The 16,521-nt window shown below is 62.8% G+C and carries 17 protein-coding genes; 11 read left to right on the forward strand and 6 right to left on the reverse strand.

The annotated features are described in order from the left end of the window. The first annotated feature begins 95 nt into the window (after nucleotides 1–95). A complete protein-coding gene (locus tag NDI72_RS04655; protein ID WP_113153011.1) occupies nucleotides 96–353 on the forward strand; it encodes a hypothetical protein in 258 nt (85 codons plus the stop codon). Between the two features lie 32 nt (nucleotides 354–385). Here NDI72_RS04655 and NDI72_RS04660 read toward each other — a convergent pair whose 3' ends face one another. Further along, nucleotides 386–1,192, reverse strand: a complete 807-nt coding sequence (locus NDI72_RS04660; protein WP_283799813.1) for an IclR family transcriptional regulator domain-containing protein — start codon at nucleotides 1,190–1,192, stop codon at nucleotides 386–388. A 56-nt stretch (nucleotides 1,193–1,248) separates the two neighbouring features. Between NDI72_RS04660 and NDI72_RS04665 the strand changes: the two genes are divergently transcribed. From NDI72_RS04665 to pcaF, 3 genes are all read left to right on the forward strand, one after another. After that, nucleotides 1,249–2,106, forward strand: a complete 858-nt coding sequence (locus tag NDI72_RS04665; protein ID WP_283799814.1) for a CoA transferase subunit A — start codon at nucleotides 1,249–1,251, stop codon at nucleotides 2,104–2,106. After that, nucleotides 2,103–2,879, forward strand: coding sequence for a CoA-transferase subunit beta (locus tag NDI72_RS04670; protein WP_113153008.1), 777 nt, complete (start codon nucleotides 2,103–2,105; stop codon nucleotides 2,877–2,879). The genes NDI72_RS04665 and NDI72_RS04670 overlap by 4 nt, the downstream gene beginning before the upstream one ends. A 68-nt stretch (nucleotides 2,880–2,947) precedes the next feature. Then, on the forward strand, nucleotides 2,948–4,153 hold the full coding sequence (gene pcaF, locus NDI72_RS04675) for a 3-oxoadipyl-CoA thiolase (protein WP_283799815.1): 1,206 nt from the start codon (nucleotides 2,948–2,950) through the stop codon (nucleotides 4,151–4,153). Between the two features lie 548 nt (nucleotides 4,154–4,701). Here the strand turns inward: pcaF and NDI72_RS04680 are convergent. Genes NDI72_RS04680 through puuE form a run of 4 tightly spaced genes read right to left on the reverse strand, consistent with a single transcriptional unit; the run spans nucleotide 4,702 to nucleotide 8,085 of the window. Then, nucleotides 4,702–5,301, reverse strand: a complete 600-nt coding sequence (locus NDI72_RS04680; RefSeq protein ID WP_206547852.1) for a nucleoside deaminase — start codon at nucleotides 5,299–5,301, stop codon at nucleotides 4,702–4,704. Further along, nucleotides 5,298–5,798, reverse strand: coding sequence for an ureidoglycolate lyase (locus NDI72_RS04685; RefSeq protein ID WP_283799816.1), 501 nt, complete (start codon nucleotides 5,796–5,798; stop codon nucleotides 5,298–5,300). Before NDI72_RS04685 ends, NDI72_RS04680 begins: the two co-directional genes overlap by 4 nt. After that, on the reverse strand, nucleotides 5,795–6,631 hold the full coding sequence (locus NDI72_RS04690) for a bifunctional allantoicase/(S)-ureidoglycine aminohydrolase (protein ID WP_283799817.1): 837 nt from the start codon (nucleotides 6,629–6,631) through the stop codon (nucleotides 5,795–5,797). The genes NDI72_RS04685 and NDI72_RS04690 overlap by 4 nt, the downstream gene beginning before the upstream one ends. A 17-nt stretch (nucleotides 6,632–6,648) precedes the next feature. Beyond that, nucleotides 6,649–8,085: an allantoinase PuuE gene (gene puuE / locus NDI72_RS04695; protein WP_283799818.1), complete on the reverse strand. Its 1,437-nt coding sequence runs from the start codon at nucleotides 8,083–8,085 to the stop codon at nucleotides 6,649–6,651. 185 nt (nucleotides 8,086–8,270) lie between these two features. Between puuE and uraH the strand changes: the two genes are divergently transcribed. The 6 genes from uraH to NDI72_RS04725 all read left to right on the forward strand — a co-directional run bounded on the left by uraH (nucleotide 8,271) and on the right by NDI72_RS04725 (nucleotide 14,098). After that, nucleotides 8,271–8,636 carry a hydroxyisourate hydrolase gene (gene uraH / locus NDI72_RS04700; protein WP_206547848.1) on the forward strand — a complete coding sequence of 122 codons (366 nt, stop codon included), beginning with the start codon at nucleotides 8,271–8,273 and terminating at the stop codon, nucleotides 8,634–8,636. Then, nucleotides 8,636–10,102 carry a xanthine dehydrogenase small subunit gene (gene xdhA, locus NDI72_RS04705; protein WP_283799819.1) on the forward strand — a complete coding sequence of 489 codons (1,467 nt, stop codon included), beginning with the start codon at nucleotides 8,636–8,638 and terminating at the stop codon, nucleotides 10,100–10,102. Before uraH ends, xdhA begins: the two co-directional genes overlap by 1 nt. A gap of 2 nt (nucleotides 10,103–10,104) precedes the next feature. Next, nucleotides 10,105–12,447 (forward strand): xanthine dehydrogenase molybdopterin binding subunit, encoded by a 2,343-nt coding sequence (gene xdhB, locus NDI72_RS04710; RefSeq protein WP_283799820.1) that lies wholly within the window; start codon nucleotides 10,105–10,107, stop codon nucleotides 12,445–12,447. Between the two features lie 277 nt (nucleotides 12,448–12,724). Further along, nucleotides 12,725–13,528 carry a xanthine dehydrogenase accessory protein XdhC gene (gene xdhC / locus NDI72_RS04715; RefSeq protein WP_283799821.1) on the forward strand — a complete coding sequence of 268 codons (804 nt, stop codon included), beginning with the start codon at nucleotides 12,725–12,727 and terminating at the stop codon, nucleotides 13,526–13,528. 38 nt (nucleotides 13,529–13,566) lie between these two features. Further along, nucleotides 13,567–13,872 (forward strand): BrnT family toxin, encoded by a 306-nt coding sequence (locus NDI72_RS04720; RefSeq protein ID WP_113152997.1) that lies wholly within the window; start codon nucleotides 13,567–13,569, stop codon nucleotides 13,870–13,872. Further along, entirely contained in the window at nucleotides 13,841–14,098 is a 258-nt protein-coding gene (locus NDI72_RS04725; RefSeq protein WP_065815836.1) for a CopG family antitoxin, read from the forward strand. Before NDI72_RS04720 ends, NDI72_RS04725 begins: the two co-directional genes overlap by 32 nt. Nucleotides 14,099–14,101: 3 nt before the next feature. Here NDI72_RS04725 and NDI72_RS04730 read toward each other — a convergent pair whose 3' ends face one another. Further along, entirely contained in the window at nucleotides 14,102–15,022 is a 921-nt protein-coding gene (locus NDI72_RS04730) for a LysR family transcriptional regulator (RefSeq protein WP_206544227.1), read from the reverse strand. Between the two features lie 281 nt (nucleotides 15,023–15,303). Here NDI72_RS04730 and NDI72_RS04735 point away from each other — a divergent pair, with 281 nt between their 5' ends. Further along, a complete protein-coding gene (locus NDI72_RS04735; protein ID WP_113152996.1) occupies nucleotides 15,304–16,518 on the forward strand; it encodes a urate hydroxylase PuuD in 1,215 nt (404 codons plus the stop codon). Nucleotides 16,519–16,521: the final 3 nt, after the last annotated feature.

A 16,521-nucleotide genomic window follows, 5' to 3' on the forward strand; every position in this document is an offset into this window, starting at 1 on the left:
CGGCCATATTAATGGATCCTGACCCTAGAAACTGTCGTCAAAATTTCACCCAGCCGCCGCTTTGCCGTCAGGTTCGGCGCGCAAGATTCCAAATTATGAGAAGACTGATTCAAAACGCCCGTTCGGACGCGCAGACTGATGCGCAAATCGATGCCCTCCTGTCTCCGCAGGATGAGGTGTCCATCGTGGATTCGCTTTTCACCATGTCAAAGGGGCATGGCCATGCCGGCGCGCGCGACGTGCTGGAGCGTGTGCTGGAGGCGCGGCTCGAAGCGCGCCTTGCGCGCCGTATGCGCCAGACCATCGAGCAATCTCCAGGCAATGACGACAAACGTCCAAGGAGTGCCGCATGAACCGCTGTGTCATACCGCTTGAGGGCGGCCGCCTATTGCAGGGCGAGAAAGTCTTCGATTTCGCGCGCGGCAGCCAGCAGGGTGGGCAGGATGGACTGCTCCATCTCGGCGCAGGTGAAGCGCGCCGACTGCGTGGAGACGTTGAGGGCGGCGGTGATGCGCCCCGCCCTGTTGCGTATCGGCACGGCAATCGAGCGCAGTCCGAGCTCCAGCTCCTGGTCGACGATGGCGTAACCGCGCGCGCCGGCCATGGTCACCGTTTGGGCGAGTTCGGCCCGGTCCGTCACCGTTCGTTCGGTCTTGGCGCTGATCGACGCCTTCGCGAGAAAACCGGTGAGTTCGGACGCTTCCAGATCTGACAGAAGAACCCGACCCATCGACGTGCAATAGGCCGGAAGCCGCGTGCCGACATTGAGCCTCACGGACACGATGCGCCGGCCGGCCACACGGGCCACATAGACGACATCCTCGCCCTCCAGAACGGCTGCGGAGCAGGATTCGCCAAGCGTTGCGGACACACGTCGCATGACGGGCTCTGCATAGCGCCAAAGCGCGGCGTCGCCCATCCATGTCCGGGCGAGCCCCAGCAGTTTCGCGGAAAGCAGGAAGCGCCGGTCCGTCTGGCGCGCATAGCCGCTCGCCACCAGTGTGAGGAGCAGCCGCCGCGCGCCTGCGCGTGTCAGCCCCGCCTCCGTCGCCACTTCCGTCAGCGTCATGCCGTCCGGCGCATTTGCCAGAATCTCCAGAACGCCAAGCCCCTTCTGCAGCGATCCAACGAGATCGCGCGAAGCCTGGGCTTCAGCTGTGGCGGGGGCATTTGACTCGGTTTCATTCTCCATCTAGAAAGTATCGCATATAAAACTTTTGTTCGCAATACGAACTTACGAGGAGTGCCATGGCGCGTTTCGTCCCGCTGCCCCAGGCGGTTGCGGAGAACCTGAACAATGGCGACAGCGTCGCTTTTGAAGGCTTCACCCATCTCATCCCCACCGCCGCCGCCCATGAGGCGATCCGCCAGGGTTTCCGTGATCTCACGCTGATCCGCATGACCCCCGATGTGGTCTACGACCAGATGATCGGCATGGGCCTCGCCCGCAAACTGGTCTTTTCCTATGCCGGCAATCCGGGGGTGGGGCTTCTGCGCCGCCTGCGCGATGCGGTGGAAAACGGCTTTCCGCACAAGCTCGAGATCGAGGAACACTCCCACGCCGCCATGGCCAATGCCTATGAGGCGGGTGCGGCCGGGCTTCCCTGCGCGATTTTCCGTGGCTATCGCGGCGCGGAGCTCGCCCGTGTGAACCCGAACATCAAGTTCATCGAGTGCCCCTTCACGGGCGAGAGCCTGGCCGCCGTGCCGGCACTGCGGCCCGATGTCGTCTTCATTCATGCGCAGAAGGCGGACCGGAAGGGCAATGTTCTGGTCGAGGGCATTGTCGGCATTCAGAAAGAGGCGGTGCTTGCAGCGAAACGCGCTGTCGTGACCGTCGAAGAAGTCGTCGACGATTTCTCCGACCTGCACCCCAATCTGACCATTCTGCCCCACTGGACGGTGACCGACATCGCCGTGGTGCCGGGTGGCGCGCACCCCTCCTACACGCATGGCTATTACGCGCGTGACAACGCCGAATATCTGAAATGGGACAAGATCGCCGCAGACCGCGACCTGTTCCGCGACTGGATGCAGAAGAATGTGCTTGATGCGACGCCCGAGGATTTCGCAGGCCGCGTCGAGAAGCTGAGGGACGCAGGATGAGCAAGCCCGAATTCACTCCCAATGAAATGATGACGATTGCGGCCTCACGCGCGCTGAAGAACGACGATGTGTGTTTCGTCGGCATCGGCGCGCCCTCGGCTGCGTGCAACATTGCGCGTCTGACGCATGCGCCCGACATCACGCTGATCTACGAATCCGGCACCATCGGCACCGCGCCGGACGTTCTGCCGCTCTCGATTGGCGATGGCGAGCTGTGCGACACCGCGCTGACCACGGTGCCGGTGCCGGAAATGTTCCGCTACTGGCTGCAGGGCGGGCGCATCACCATCGGCTTTCTGGGCGCGGCCCAGATCGACAAATACGGCAACATCAACACCACCGTCATCGGTGACTATGACAGCCCGAAGACGCGGCTTCCCGGTGGCGGTGGCGCTCCGGAAATCGCGACCTCCTCGCAGGAAGTCTACATCACGCTCGCCCAGTCGAAGCGGGGCATGGTGGAGAAGATCGATTTCTACACCTCCTTTGGACATGGCGATGGCGGCGACCACCGCCAGAAGCTCGGCATCGACACCAAGGGGCCGACGCTGCTCATCACCGATCTTGCGATCTGGAAGCCGGATCCGGTGACGAAGGAGTTCACCGTCGTGTCGCTGCATCCCGGCGTTACGCGCGATCAGGTGCAGGAAACCTGCGGCTGGACCGTGACGTTTGCTGACGGTGTCGAAGAGACGCCGCCGCCCACCGAACTCGAGCTTGCGACATTGCGCGACTTGAAAGCCCGCACCGAAGCGGCCCATAAGGGCGCATGATCTTTCCGTCGCGTGGCGCACGCGGCGGCTGGGCGCTGCCCGGCATTGATGGTTAGGAGACCTCACTCATGGCTGAAGCTTTCATCTGCGACTACATCCGCACGCCGATCGGCCGTTTCGGCGGCGCGCTTTCCTCCGTTCGCGCCGACGACCTGGCTGCCCTGCCGATCAAGGCGCTGATGGAGCGCAACCCGAAGGTCGACTGGGCGGCGCTGGACGATGTGTTCTATGGCTGCGCCAACCAGGCCGGTGAGGACAACCGCAACGTGGCGCGCATGGCCGTGCTTCTTGCGGGCCTGCCCATCGAGGTGCCGGGCTCCACGGTGAACCGCCTGTGCGGTTCGGGCATGGATGCGATCACCATTGCCGCGCGCGCCATCAAGGCGGGTGAGGCGGAGATCATGATCGCCGGCGGCGTGGAATCCATGAGCCGCGCGCCCTTCGTCATGCCGAAGGCCGAAACGGCCTTCTCGCGTCATGCGGAAATCTACGACACCACCATTGGCTGGCGCTTCGTCAACAAGCTGCTCAAGAAGCAGTATGGCGTCGATTCCATGCCGGAGACGGGTGAGAACGTGGCGGCTGATTTCTCTGTCAGCCGCGCCGATCAGGACGCCTTTGCCGTGCGCAGCCAGAACAAGGCTGTTGCCGCGCAGGAAAACGGGCGTCTCGCCAGGGAAATCATCCCCGTCACCATTCCCCAGCGCAAGGGCGACCCGGTGGTGGTCGACAGGGACGAGCATCCGCGTCCGGGCACCACGGTTGAAAAGCTCGGCAAGCTGCCGACGCCTTTCCGCGAGGGCGGCAGCGTGACCGCCGGCAATGCCTCTGGCGTCAATGACGGTGCGGCTGCGCTCATCATCGCTTCGGAAGCAGCGGCGAAGAAATACGGCCTGACGCCGATCGCCCGCATTCTCGGCGGCGCGACGGCTGGCGTTCCGCCGCGCATCATGGGCATCGGCCCGGCTCCGGCAACGCAGCGCCTTTGTGCGCGGCTTGGCCTGAAACCTTCGGATTTCGATGTCATTGAGCTCAACGAGGCGTTCGCCTCGCAGGGCATCGCCGTGCTGCGCGAACTGGGCCTTGCCGAGGATGCGCCGCAGGTGAATCCGAATGGCGGCGCAATCGCGCTTGGCCATCCGCTCGGCATGTCGGGCGCCCGCATCTCCGGCACCGCTGCGCTTGAGTTGCAGGCCGGCGGCGGCAAGCGCGCGCTCGCCACCATGTGCATCGGCGTTGGCCAGGGCATCGCACTGGCGATGGAACGCGTTTAATCACGACGGCGATGGGGCGGGGTAACCCGCCCTTTTGTTATTGGGCGCGCTCATTGCGGTGGGGGCCTTTATCCTCGCAGGGTGACAACATGAGCCCTCACAACACAGTAGCGCCAACACAGCCCTCATACTGAGCTTGTCGAAGGGCGGGGGCGGCATGACGGGCTCAGGCGGTGACGTTGGCGCGTGCCTTCACCTCGCCCTTCGACAGGCTCAGGATGAGGTGAAAGCAGGGAGATGTGAGGCGCTTGTCTTGCCTTGCCTTGCGTTGTCTTGTCTCGCGTTGCGGTGCCCCGCCTCGGGTTGCCCCGCCTCGGGTTGCCTCGCCTTGGGTTGCGTTGCAGTGCTTTGCGATGCCGTGATGTGCTTGTTCGCCTCTCCCACATCACCGGCGCTTCCGCATTGTCTTGGTCTTCGAAATGTTCATCCCATCGTCTCGCGCGTCGAACTCGCCACACAGCCCTCATCCTGAGCCTGTCGAAGGGCGAGGGCGGCATGACGGGCTCAGGTGGTGACGTTGGCGCGTGCCTCCACCCCGGTCATCCCCGTCAGTTCAGCGGAATGTCGTTCTCTGCCTTGCTGTCCTGATAGCGTTCGGAAAGGGCGGCATAGGCTGTGGCGAGCTTTGCAATCCGCGCTTTCACGGCTTCCACATCAGCCGCTGGCAGTGCGGTTGCCAGAGCGGGCAGGGCGTAGCTTTTCCAGAAGGCGTTTTCGGCATTGTAGCCGCCGGGCTCCAGCGTGAAGACTTCCTTGAGAATCTTCAGATCGTGCGGGATCGCGAAGGCGTCGCGCGAATCTTCGTGGCTGAACAGATAGTAGAAATTGTCGAAGCCGGTCCAGGTGATCGCCGAAAGACACAGCGAGCAGGGCTCGTGCGTGGACAGGAAAATGCAGTCCTTCGTGTCCGGGCGCGCATCCTTCGGCAGTTCGTAGAACCGCTTCAGCGTATGAACCTCACCATGCCAGAGCGGGTTTTCCAGCTCATTGTTGGTTTCGGCAAGCACCAGCGACAGGTCGCTTTTCTTCAGGATGGCCGCGCCGAAGAGCTTGTTGCCATGGGCGACGCCCGCGGCGGTCTTCGGCAGGATGTCCTGTTCGATCACGTCGAGCAGCCGGTTGATGAGGTGAAGGTCGGGAGCGGTCATGGGAGGGATGGCACCGTGATTTCAAAAAGTTCCTGAAAGTGGAACTCTTCCAGATTGTTGCCGTCTCCGCCACGGTCGACCACCACGAAATCCTGGGGTGCGGCAATGGGCGTCAAAACGCCATGCCAGGTGCCGCGCGCATAGTTCACGCCCTGTCCGGGATGCGTGATGAAGGCGCGGGGGTAGCCGGGCCGCCCGTCTTCATCCGGGCACACGATCACCAGAAAGGGGGCTGGCGAAAGCGGCATGAAGGCCTGGCTTCCAAGCGGGTGCCGCTCCACCATGGAAAGCCGCAGCGGCAGCGCATAGGGCGTGCCGCGAAAGATGTTGATCAGAACGCGGGCGTTCTCACCCGCCGTTTCGACCGTCGCCAAATCGTGAAAGCGGCGGCACTTGTCGGCATTGATGAGGAAGCTCTCCGCGCCTTCGGTTTCGATCACGTCGCCGAAGGGCGCGAAGGCTGCGCGTGTGAGCTTCTCGGCTTCGATCCGCTTCATCGCGCGAAGCTGCCACCCAGCCGGGCGTGCCGGTTGACGTCCTTGTAGAGCAGGTAGCGGAAATTGCCCGGCCCGCCCGCATAGCAGGCCTGCGGACAGAAGGCGCGCAGCCACATGAAGTCACCGGCTTCCACCTCCACCCAGTCCTGGTTGAGCCGGTAGACGGCCTTGCCTTCCAGCACATAGAGACCGTGCTCCATGACATGCGTTTCGGCGAAGGGGATCACCGCGCCGGGCTGCAGCGTGACGATGGTCACATGCATGTCGTGGCGCAGATCGGCCGGATCGACAAAGCGCGTCGTTGCCCATTTGCCATCCGTTCCCGGCATGGGAGAGGGCGCGACATCGGCCTCGTTCAGAAACAGCGCATCGGGCGTGTCGAGGCCGGCAACGGGTTCATAGGCCTTGCGCACCCAGTGGAAGCGCGCGGGCGCGTCGCCCCGATTGTGTGCTGTCCAGCCGCTCGATGGCGGCAGATAGGCGTAGCCGCCGGGCGTCATCTTGTGCGTCTCGCCTGCGATCTCGACGGTCAGCTCGCCCTCGACGATGAAAAGCACGCCTTCCGCGGTCTCATCGAGTTCGGCCCGGTCGCTGCCGCCGCCGGGCTCCACTTCCATGATGTATTGCGAAAAGGTCTCGGCAAAGCCGGAAAGGGGACGCGCAATGATCCAGCAGCGGGTCTTCTCCCAGAACGGAAGCAGGCTGGTGACGATGTCCTGCATGACGCCTTTCGGCATCAGCGCATAGGCGTCCGTCAGAACCGCGCGATCGGTCAGGAGCTGGGTCTGCGGCGGATGCCCGCCATGCGGGGCGTAATAGGTGCGGGCGTTCATCTGGTCTCGTCCTGATTTCACACGGGGAGGATGTCGTTGAGCCGCAGCCGGGCGATCCGCTCCACCTGCCGGCAGGCGGTGGCGAATTCCTCGTCGCGGCTGTTCTCCAAGCGGGCTTCGAAGGCCTTCAGAATGCTGTCCCTGGTGTTGTCCTTGACGGCGATGATGAAGGGAAACCCGAATTTTTGCGTATAGGCGGTGTTGAGTTCGGTAAAGCGTGCGCGTTCGCTGTCGGTCAGCGCATCGAGCCCTGCCGAAGCCTGCTCTTTGCTCGATTCCTCGGTCAGCCTTTTGGCTGCCGCCAGCTTGCCCGCAAGGTCCGGGTGGGCTTTCAGAACGCCAAGGCGTTCGTCTTCGCTGGCCGAACGGAAGGCGCGGGCGAGCGCATTGGCGAGGCCCCCGGCCGTGTCATGTGCGGGGCCGAGTTCCAGCTTTGCTGCGCGTTCGGCGATCCATGGCGAATGCTCATAGATGCTGCCGAACCGTTCGATGAACTCCGGTTCGCTCATGCGGCTCGGGCGCAGGGCCGGGGCTTCATAGGGGTGCTTTTCGCGCCAGTGCCGGGCGATCTCGCCACGTGTCGCAAGCCACACATGGTCGTGGCTCTTCACATAATCGATGAAACGCTGGAGGGCTGCAGCGCGTCCCGGCCGGCCGATGAGACGGCAATGAAGGCCGATGCTCATCATGGCCGGCCGCCCCGAGCCCCCCTCGGTATAGAGTGTGTCGAAAGCGTCCTTCAGATAGCTGAAGAACTGATCGCCGGAATTGAAGCCCTGCGCCGTGGCAAAGCGCATGTCGTTTGCATCAAGCGTGTAGGGAATGACCAGTTGCGCGCGCGTGCCGTGCCCGTGGCCGTCATGGTCGATCCAGTAGGGCAGGTCGTCGTCATAGGTGTCGGAAATCCAGTCGAACCCGCCTTCCTCGATGGCCAGTTTGACCGAATTGACCGAGGTGCGTCCGAGATACAGGCCGCGCGGGCGTTCGCCCACCACTTCGGTGTGCAGCCGGATGGCTTCCAGAAGGTCGGCGCGCTCGCTTTCTTCCGAATGGGCGCGGTAGTCGATCCATTTCAGGCCGTGCGACGCGATTTCCCAGCCGGCATCCTGCATGGCGGCAAGCTGGTCGGGGCTGCGGGCAAGCGCTGAAGCGACGCCGAAAACGGTGACCGGCACGCCGGCTGCCGTGAACATGCGGTGGAGCCGCCAGAACCCGGCGCGCGAGCCGTACTCATAAATGGATTCCATGTTCCAGTGGCGCATGCCCTGCCAGGGCGCTGCGCCCACCACTTCCGACAGGAAGGCTTCGGAGGCCTCGTCGCCGTGCAGGACACAGTTTTCGCCGCCTTCCTCGTAGTTGACGACGAACTGCACGGCTACGCGTGCGCCGTCGGGCCAGTCGGCATTCGGCGGGTTCTGGCCGTAGCCGGTCATGTTTCTGAGGTAGCGGGTCATGCAAACTTTCCGATATTCTTTATTGGCAAGGATAATCGATGGAATGGGGTGTGAACTTTCCCGAAAAATTTGAAAGAGTTTAGTTGTCGATCCTTCGCCGGGGCTCTTATGCTCGCTGCGGATTTGTCCCACAATCAACCCTATATATAGGGCAAGTGGCTTTAGTGAATTTAAAGGGAGGCCGCATGAGCAATGCGGGTGAGGGCCGTCTGACGACCCATGTGCTGGACACGGCCAGCGGAAAACCGGCCGGAGGACTGGAGATTGCGCTCTATCGCCTGGAGGGGGATGCGCGCACTCATGTGAAGACGGTCACGACCAACAGCGATGGCCGCTGCGATGCGCCGCTGCTTGCTGGCGATGCGTTTCGCACCGGCTTCTATGAACTGGTGTTTGAAGCCGGCGCCTATCTGCGTGCGCAGGGCGTTGATCTGCCGGCTCCGGCCTTTCTCGATCAGGTGCCGATCCGCTTCGGCATGGCTGAAAACACGCATTATCACGTGCCGCTCCTCATCTCGCCCTATGGCTATTCCACCTACAGGGGGAGCTGATGGGCGCGCGCGGTGAAATCCGTTTTCTTTTGAACGGCGCGCCGGTGGCGCTGGGCAATGTCCGCCCGGACGAAACCCTGCTTGACTATCTGCGCCTGCGGCAGCGCCTGACCGGCACCAAGGAAGGCTGCGCGGAAGGCGATTGCGGCGCGTGCACCGTGCTCGTCGGTCGGTTGCGCAATGGCGCGCTTTCCTATGAGAGCGTCAATGCCTGCATCCGCTTCCTGGGATCGCTGGATGCCTGTCACGTGGTGACGGTGGAGCATTTGAAGCGTGCCGATGGCAGCCTGCATCCGGTTCAGCAGGCGATGGTCGATTATCACGGCTCGCAATGCGGCTTCTGCACGCCGGGCTTCGTCATGTCGCTTTACGCGCTCTGGATGCGCGAACCGCAGCCTTCCGACAGGGCCATTGAGAAGGCATTGCAGGGCAATCTGTGTCGCTGCACCGGCTATGAACCCATCGTGCGGGCTGCGCGCGCGGTCTCCGACTATGGCAATGCCGCGTCTGATCCGCTGGCGACGGAGCGCGCTGCGGTCATCGCCGCATTGCAAGGCATGAAGGATGGCGCGCGGGTGGAGATCGGCTCGGGCCGCGAGCGTCTGCTCATCCCGGCGGATGTCGATGATTTTGCCGCGATCCTTGAAGCCGAGCCCGAGGCCACAATCGTCGCCGGTGCAACGGATGTGGGCTTATGGGTCACCAAATTCATGCGCGACATCGCGCCGGTGGTCTTCATCGGCGGGCTCGATGGCCTGCAGGAGATCGGTGAGCAGGACGGCGTCATCAGCATTGGCGCAGGCGTGAGCTACACCGGGGCATTTGAACTTCTGGCGAAACGCATTCCCCAACTCGGTGCACTGATCGACCGCATTGGCGGCGAGCAGGTGCGCAATATGGGCACGATTGGCGGCAACATCGCCAATGGTTCGCCCATCGGCGACACGCCGCCGCCACTGATCGCGCTTGGCGCGACGCTCACACTGCGCAGGGGCAGCGCGCGCCGCACCATTCCGCTGGAAGATTTCTTCATCGACTATGGCAAGCAGGATCGCGCGCCCGGCGAGTTCGTCGAGGCGGTGCATGTTCCGGTGCCCGATGCGGCCTCCCGTTTCGCGGTCTGGAAAATCTCCAAGCGTCGGGATGAAGACATCACGGCGGTTCTCGGCGCGTTCGATCTGCGGATCGCCGATGGCCGGGTCGAAGCCGCCCGCATCGCCTATGGCGGCATGGCCGCGACGCCGAAACGCGCAAAATCCGTCGAGGCGGCGCTGACCGGCAAGGCATGGACGCAGGAAACCGTCGAGGCAGCACTTTCGGCCTATGACGGGGACTTCCAGCCGATCTCCGATATGCGCGCATCCGCCGACTATCGCATGATGGCGGCGAAGAACCTGCTGCGCCGCTATTTCCTTGAAAGCACCGGCGCTGGCGCGGTGGACCTCTCCAGACATGAGGCGGCCTGACCATGACGCGGCATGAACCACGCACGCAGGGCAAGGCGAAGATCGATGGCGGTGTCGCCAGCGACGAGAAGCACGATTCCGCCCGCAAACATGTGAGCGGCGAGGCCATCTATATCGATGACATGGCCGAACCCGCCGGCACGCTGCATGCCTGTCTCGGTCTTTCCGAGGTGGCGCATGGCGCGATCACCGGCTTTGACCTTTCCGATGTGCGGGCAGCGCCCGGCGTTGTCGCCGTTTTGACGGCGAACGATGTGCCCGGCGACAACGATATGAGCCCGACCGGGCTGCATGACGAGCCCATTCTGGCAGACGGGCGTGTGCAGTTTTTCGGCCAGCCGGTTTTCGCGGTCATTGCCGAAACGCGCGAAGCGGCGCGGCGCGCCTGCCGTCTGGCGAAGATCGACTATGCGGAAGAACCCGCACTGATCGATGTCGCCGATGCCGCGGATGACGCGAAGCTCGTTACCGCACCGCTGAAGCTCGAGCGCGGTGACAGCGCTGCGGCGATTGCCGCTGCGCCGCACACGATCCGCGGTCAGATGCGGGTTGGCGGGCAGGACCATTTCTATCTTGAAGGCCAGATCGCTTTCGCGCTTCCGGGCGAAGACGGCGATGTGACCGTGTTTTCCTCCACCCAGCACCCAAGCGAGGTGCAGCACATGGTGGCGCATGCGCTGGGCGTTCCCTCCCACGCCGTCACCATCGAGGTGCGGCGCATGGGCGGCGGCTTCGGCGGCAAGGAAACACAGGCCAATCTGTTCGCCACCATTGCGGCCATTGCCGCCAAGAAGCTGAACCGGCCGGTCAAGCTGCGTCCCGACCGGGATGACGACATGACCGCGACCGGCAAGCGTCACGACTTCCTGATCGATTACACGGTCGGTTTCGATGATGAGGGCGGTATTCTCGGCGTCGATTTCACCTATGCCGCGCGCTGCGGCTATGCGGCCGATCTCTCCGGTCCGGTGACAGACCGGGCGCTGTTTCACTGCGACAACACCTATTTCTACCCGGCTGCGCGGGCCGTCTCGCGCCCGCTCTACACGAACACCGTTTCCAACACCGCGTTTCGCGGTTTCGGTGGGCCGCAGGGCATGGTTGGCGCAGAGCGCATCATCGATGAGGTGGCCTTCGCGCTGGGCAGGGACCCGCTCGAAATCCGCAAGAAAAACCTCTACGGCACGGTCGACCGCAACGTCACGCCCTATCACCAGACGGTGGAGGACAATGTTGCAGAACGGGTCATCGCCGAACTGGAGGAAAGTGCCGATTATGCCGCGCGGCGGCGTGAAATCGCGGCCTTCAACGCAAAAAGCCCGGTCATCAAGCGTGGTCTGGCGCTGACGCCGGTCAAGTTCGGCATCTCCTTCACGGCCACGCATTTCAATCAGGCCGGCGCGCTGGTGCATGTCTACACGGATGGCTCCGTGCATCTGAACCATGGCGGCACCGAAATGGGGCAGGGGCTGCACACCAAGGTGGCGCAGATCGTTGCCGAGGAATTCCAGATCGACATCGATCAGGTGAAGATCACCGCCACGACCACGGGCAAGGTGCCCAACACCTCCGCAACGGCGGCTTCCTCCGGCACGGATCTGAACGGCATGGCCGCGCAGGATGCGGCGCGCCAGATCAAGAACCGGCTGATCGCCTTCGCCGCCGAGGCGCATGACGTGCCGAAGGATCAGGTGGTGTTCCTCCCGGGCCGGGTGCGCATCGGCAACCGTGAAATTCCCTTCGTCGAGCTGATCGGCGAGGCCTATATGGCTCGCATCCAGCTTTCCGCAGCCGGTTTCTACAAGACGCCGAAGATCCACTGGGATCGCGACAAGGGGCAGGGGCGGCCGTTCTACTACTTCGCCTATGGCGCAGCCTGCGCCGAGGTCTCCGTGGACACGCTGACCGGCGAATACATGGTCGAGCGCGTTGATATTCTGCACGAGACGGGCCGCTCGCTGAACCGCGCCATCGACATTGGCCAGATCGAGGGCGGCTTCATTCAGGGCATGGGCTGGCTGACGACGGAAGAGCTGGTCTGGGATGGCAAGGGGCGGCTTCGGACGCATGCGCCTTCCACCTACAAGATCCCGCTCGCGTCCGACCGGCCAAAAGTGTTCAACGTGGCGCTTGCCGACTGGGCGGAAAACGCCGAGCCGACGGTGCACCGTTCCAAGGCCGTGGGCGAGCCGCCCTTCATGCTGGCCATGTGCGTGCTTCACGCGCTGTCCGATGCAGTGGCGAGCGTTGCCGGTCACACGGTCTGCCCGCGTCTCGATGCGCCGGCCACGCCGGAGCGTGTGCTGATGGCGGTGGAACGCATGAAGGCTGAAGGCGCGCGCTAGGGTCAGGACCCATTAATATGGCCGCAATGGCGTTCGATAGACCAAGAGATGCCAGGAAAAGCCCGCAGAGCGGGGTTTCCCTCCCGGTCAAGGGGGTTTACGCAGCAGGTCGCCGGTCTATCGAGCGTCCTTCGGATCAGCCTGATTTGCACGGGCTACTTTCTCGCAAAGCCTTGAAAGACATTAAGTCTTCCTGCCGTTATCGTTCTGACATGCTTCTGCTTCTTCGCACTGGTCTCTGGTTCGCGTCTTCTCACCGTCATGCATGGGGGCGGCAATGAGCCATCCAGCTGAAAACCTTCAGATATTTCTGGATGCCGCGCCGTCCGCCGCTCTCGTCGAGGTGCGCGAGGCGAAAGGCTCCACCCCGCGCGAAGAGGGCGCGTGGATGCTGGTATCGCCCGAGGCGATTTTTGGAACCATCGGTGGCGGCCAGCTTGAATTCATGGCGATTGCCAGGGCGCGCGAACTCATCTCGGACAATCTTGCAAATGGTGCTCTCGACATTCCGCTGGGACCGGAAATCGGCCAGTGCTGCGGCGGCCGGGTGGCGCTCGACATTCGCCTTCTCGATGAGGCGGAGCGCAGGGCGCTGGTGAAGCGCGTCGGCGATGAGGCGAACGCCTTCCCGCAGGTGATCCTGTTTGGCGGCGGCCATGTCGGCCATGCGCTGGCGGCAGCGCTGACCCCGCTGCCCGTGCGGGTGCTGGTGGTCGAGACCCGTGAGGAAGCGCTGGAGGATTTTCCGGATGATGTGGAGACGCGCCTTACGGCCCTGCCGGAAGAGGCGGTGCGTTCAGCCTCCGCCGGGACGGCCTTCGTGGTCCTGACCCATGATCATGCGCTCGATTTCCTGCTGGTTGCCGAGGCGCTGGCGCGCGATGACGCGGCCTATGTCGGCATGATCGGCTCCAGAACCAAACGCGCGACCTTCCGGAGCTGGTATCTGAAGAATGGCGGCGATGAACGCCGTTTCGCGCAGCTGACCACCCCCATTGGCGGGAACGCCGTCCACGACAAGCGCCCCGCCGTCATCGCAGCCATGGCGGCTGCGGAGATACTGACGGCTTTGCAGTCGTGATGTTGACATTTGTGTGTACAAACTTACATACTTTATGAATGAAGATCGCGGGCTTTGACTGGGACACCGGAAACTGGCCGAAATGCGCAAAGCATGGTGTCTCGAAGGACGAGATCGAACATGCGCTTCTTCATGACCCGTTGATTGCGCCTGATCCAGCACACTCTGGGCCCGAAGATCGCTACATCGTCATCGGACGCAACCGGCAGGGCCGCCCCATGTTCATGGGCGTGACCTTTCGCATGGTTGACGGGAAGCGTCTTATTCGTCCGATCACAGCGCGCTATATGCATGCCAAGGAGGTGAAACGCTATGAAACGCAGCGTTCCCAAACTGAAAACTGATAAGGATGCGGAAGACTTCCTCGATCAGGATCTTTCCGATCTGGATTTTGGTGCATTCAAACCCGCCGGGTTCGAGTTCGAGAACAAGGCGGCAAGGGTGAATATGCGCATGCCGCAAAGCCAGTTGGATGCCGTGAAGGCTGAGGCGAAGAAGCGTGGTGTTCCCTATCAGCGGCTCATGCGCGAGCTTGTTCAGCGCGGTCTGGAAAGTCTGCGTGCAGGCTGACCATTATTGCTCTGACAGGGTCGCGCCAATCATGCGCTGGCAGCGGCCTGCCATGAAGTCCACCAGAAGCCGCACTTTGGGGTCCTGAAACTTCTTGTGCGGGTAGAGCGCGGCAAGCTTTACCGGCACTGGCGGGGTTTCGGGCAAGACCACCTGGAGCCGCCCGTCGCGCAGGAATGGTTCGATCTCGAAGCGGGGCTTGTTGACGATGCCGCGCCCGGCAAGCGCCCAGTCGGTGATCACGTCGCCATCGTCGGAATCGAACGGTCCCCCGACCTCGAACTTTCGTGCGCCCTCCGGCGTCTGCAGCATCCAGAAATGCTCGCGTGCGCCGGGAAAGCGCAACATCAGGCAGTCGTGCCGCTCATCGATCAGCGCTTCGGGCGTCTTCGGTTCGCCGCGCCGTTTCAGATAATCAGGGGCCGCCGCCAAAACGCGCTCGCAATCCATGATGCCGCGCATGCGGAAAGAGGAATTCTCCAGAATGCCGAGCTTGAAGGCGACGTCGATGCCCTCGCGCATCATGTCGACCTCATGGTCGGAGAGTCGTAAGCGAACCTCGATTTCGGGATACTGGTCGCGGAATTCGGGAATGCCGCTGGCGATCAGACGCTTGCCGATGCCAAGCGGCGCGGTGACGCGGATCGTGCCGCGCGGCTGGCCGGAAAGATCTGCGACCGAGGCTTCGGCTTCCGCCACCGCTTCGAGAACCTTGCGCGCGCCCTCATAGAAGACGCGGCCCTGCTCGGTGGGGGTGAGCTGGCGCGTGGTGCGGTTGAAGAGCCGCACGCCAAGATGCTTTTCGAGCTCCTTCACCCGGTTCGAGGCAACGGCCGGAGAAAGCCGCATGTCGCGGCCTGCTGAAGACAGATTGCCGAGTTCCACGACGCGGACAAAAACGGCGATATTGTCGAGATAGGCCATGCGGTTCCCCCAAGATTCGCGCGCATTATTTTCCATATTTTTTTGAAAGTCATCGTGATCTTCCCCGCTTTCCGTTTATACCGGGTTCCGTCACCTTGGGCCGCCAGAGCAATTCCAGGAAAAGTGGTTACCGGTTTTCCGTCTGGAATTGCGCAGGAACAATGAATGAGCAATTCCAGGAAAAGTGGTCACCGGTTTTCCGCCCGAAGTTGGGCAAAAGGAAGCGCGCAGGAACAAGGCTGGCTATTGGGGCAGGGCTGACGGGAGTTGAGGGAACGGGCATGAACGATTACGCGGTTTTGTGGGACTGGCTGTCCTTTGGCGTGCGCTGGCTGCATGTGGTCACGGCCATCGCCTGGATTGGCTCATCCTTCTATTTCATCGCGCTGGATCTGGGGCTGGTGAAGCGGCCGGGTCTGCCCGAGGGCGTGCATGGCGAGGAATGGCAGGTCCATGGCGGCGGTTTCTACCATATCCAGAAATACATGGTCGCGCCGGCCTCCATGCCCGAGCACCTGACCTGGTTCAAATGGGAATCCTACTCCACCTGGCTGTCCGGTTTCGCGCTGCTCGCCATCGTCTATTATGCGGGCGCGGATCTCTATCTGGTCGACCGCAATGTGCTTGATGTGCCGGCCTGGGGCGGCATCCTGATCTCGCTCGCTTCAATCGGGCTTGGCTGGCTGCTCTACGACCTTCTGTGCAAATCGCCGCTCGGCAAGAACGACACGGCGCTGATGCTGGTGCTCTATGTGATCCTTGTGGTGATGGCGTGGGGCTATACGCAGCTCTTCACCGGTCGCGCGGCCTTCCTGCATCTGGGCGCGTTCACCGCGACGATCATGACGGCGAATGTCTTCCTGATCATCATCCCCAATCAGAAGATCGTGGTGGCCGATCTGAAGGCGGGGCGCACGCCCGACCCGAAACTTGGCCTGCAGGCGAAGCAGCGTTCGCTGCACAACAATTACCTGACGCTGCCCGTCGTCTTCCTGATGCTGTCGAACCATTATCCGCTGGCCTTCGGCACCCAGTTCAACTGGATCATCGCATCGCTCATCTTCATCATCGGCGTGCTGATCCGGCACTATTTCAACACCGTGCACGCCCGCAAGGGCACCCCGCACTGGACCTGGGGGCTGGCCGGCGTTCTCTTCATCATCATCATGTGGCTCTCCACCGTGCCGCAGGTGCTGACGGGTGAGACGAAGCTTTCGGCGACGGGGCAGACCTTCGTCGCCTCGACCCATTTTCCGGCCGTGCGCGACACGGTGATGGGACGTTGCGCCATGTGCCACGCGGTGGTGCCGGGCTATGAGGGCATTCCCTACCCACCGAAGAATGTTGTGCTCGACACGGATGCGGCTATTGCCGAGCACGCGCGTGAAATCTATCTGCAGGCAGGCCGCAGCCACGCCATGCCGCCCGGCAATGTTTCGGGCATCACGGACGAGGAGCGGCAACTGATCGTTACCTGGTTCGAGGAGGCGCGCTAGCGC

The sequence above is a fragment of the Nitratireductor sp. GZWM139 genome, assembly GCF_030068685.1.
Taxonomy (GTDB): domain Bacteria; phylum Pseudomonadota; class Alphaproteobacteria; order Rhizobiales; family Rhizobiaceae; genus Nitratireductor; species Nitratireductor aquimarinus.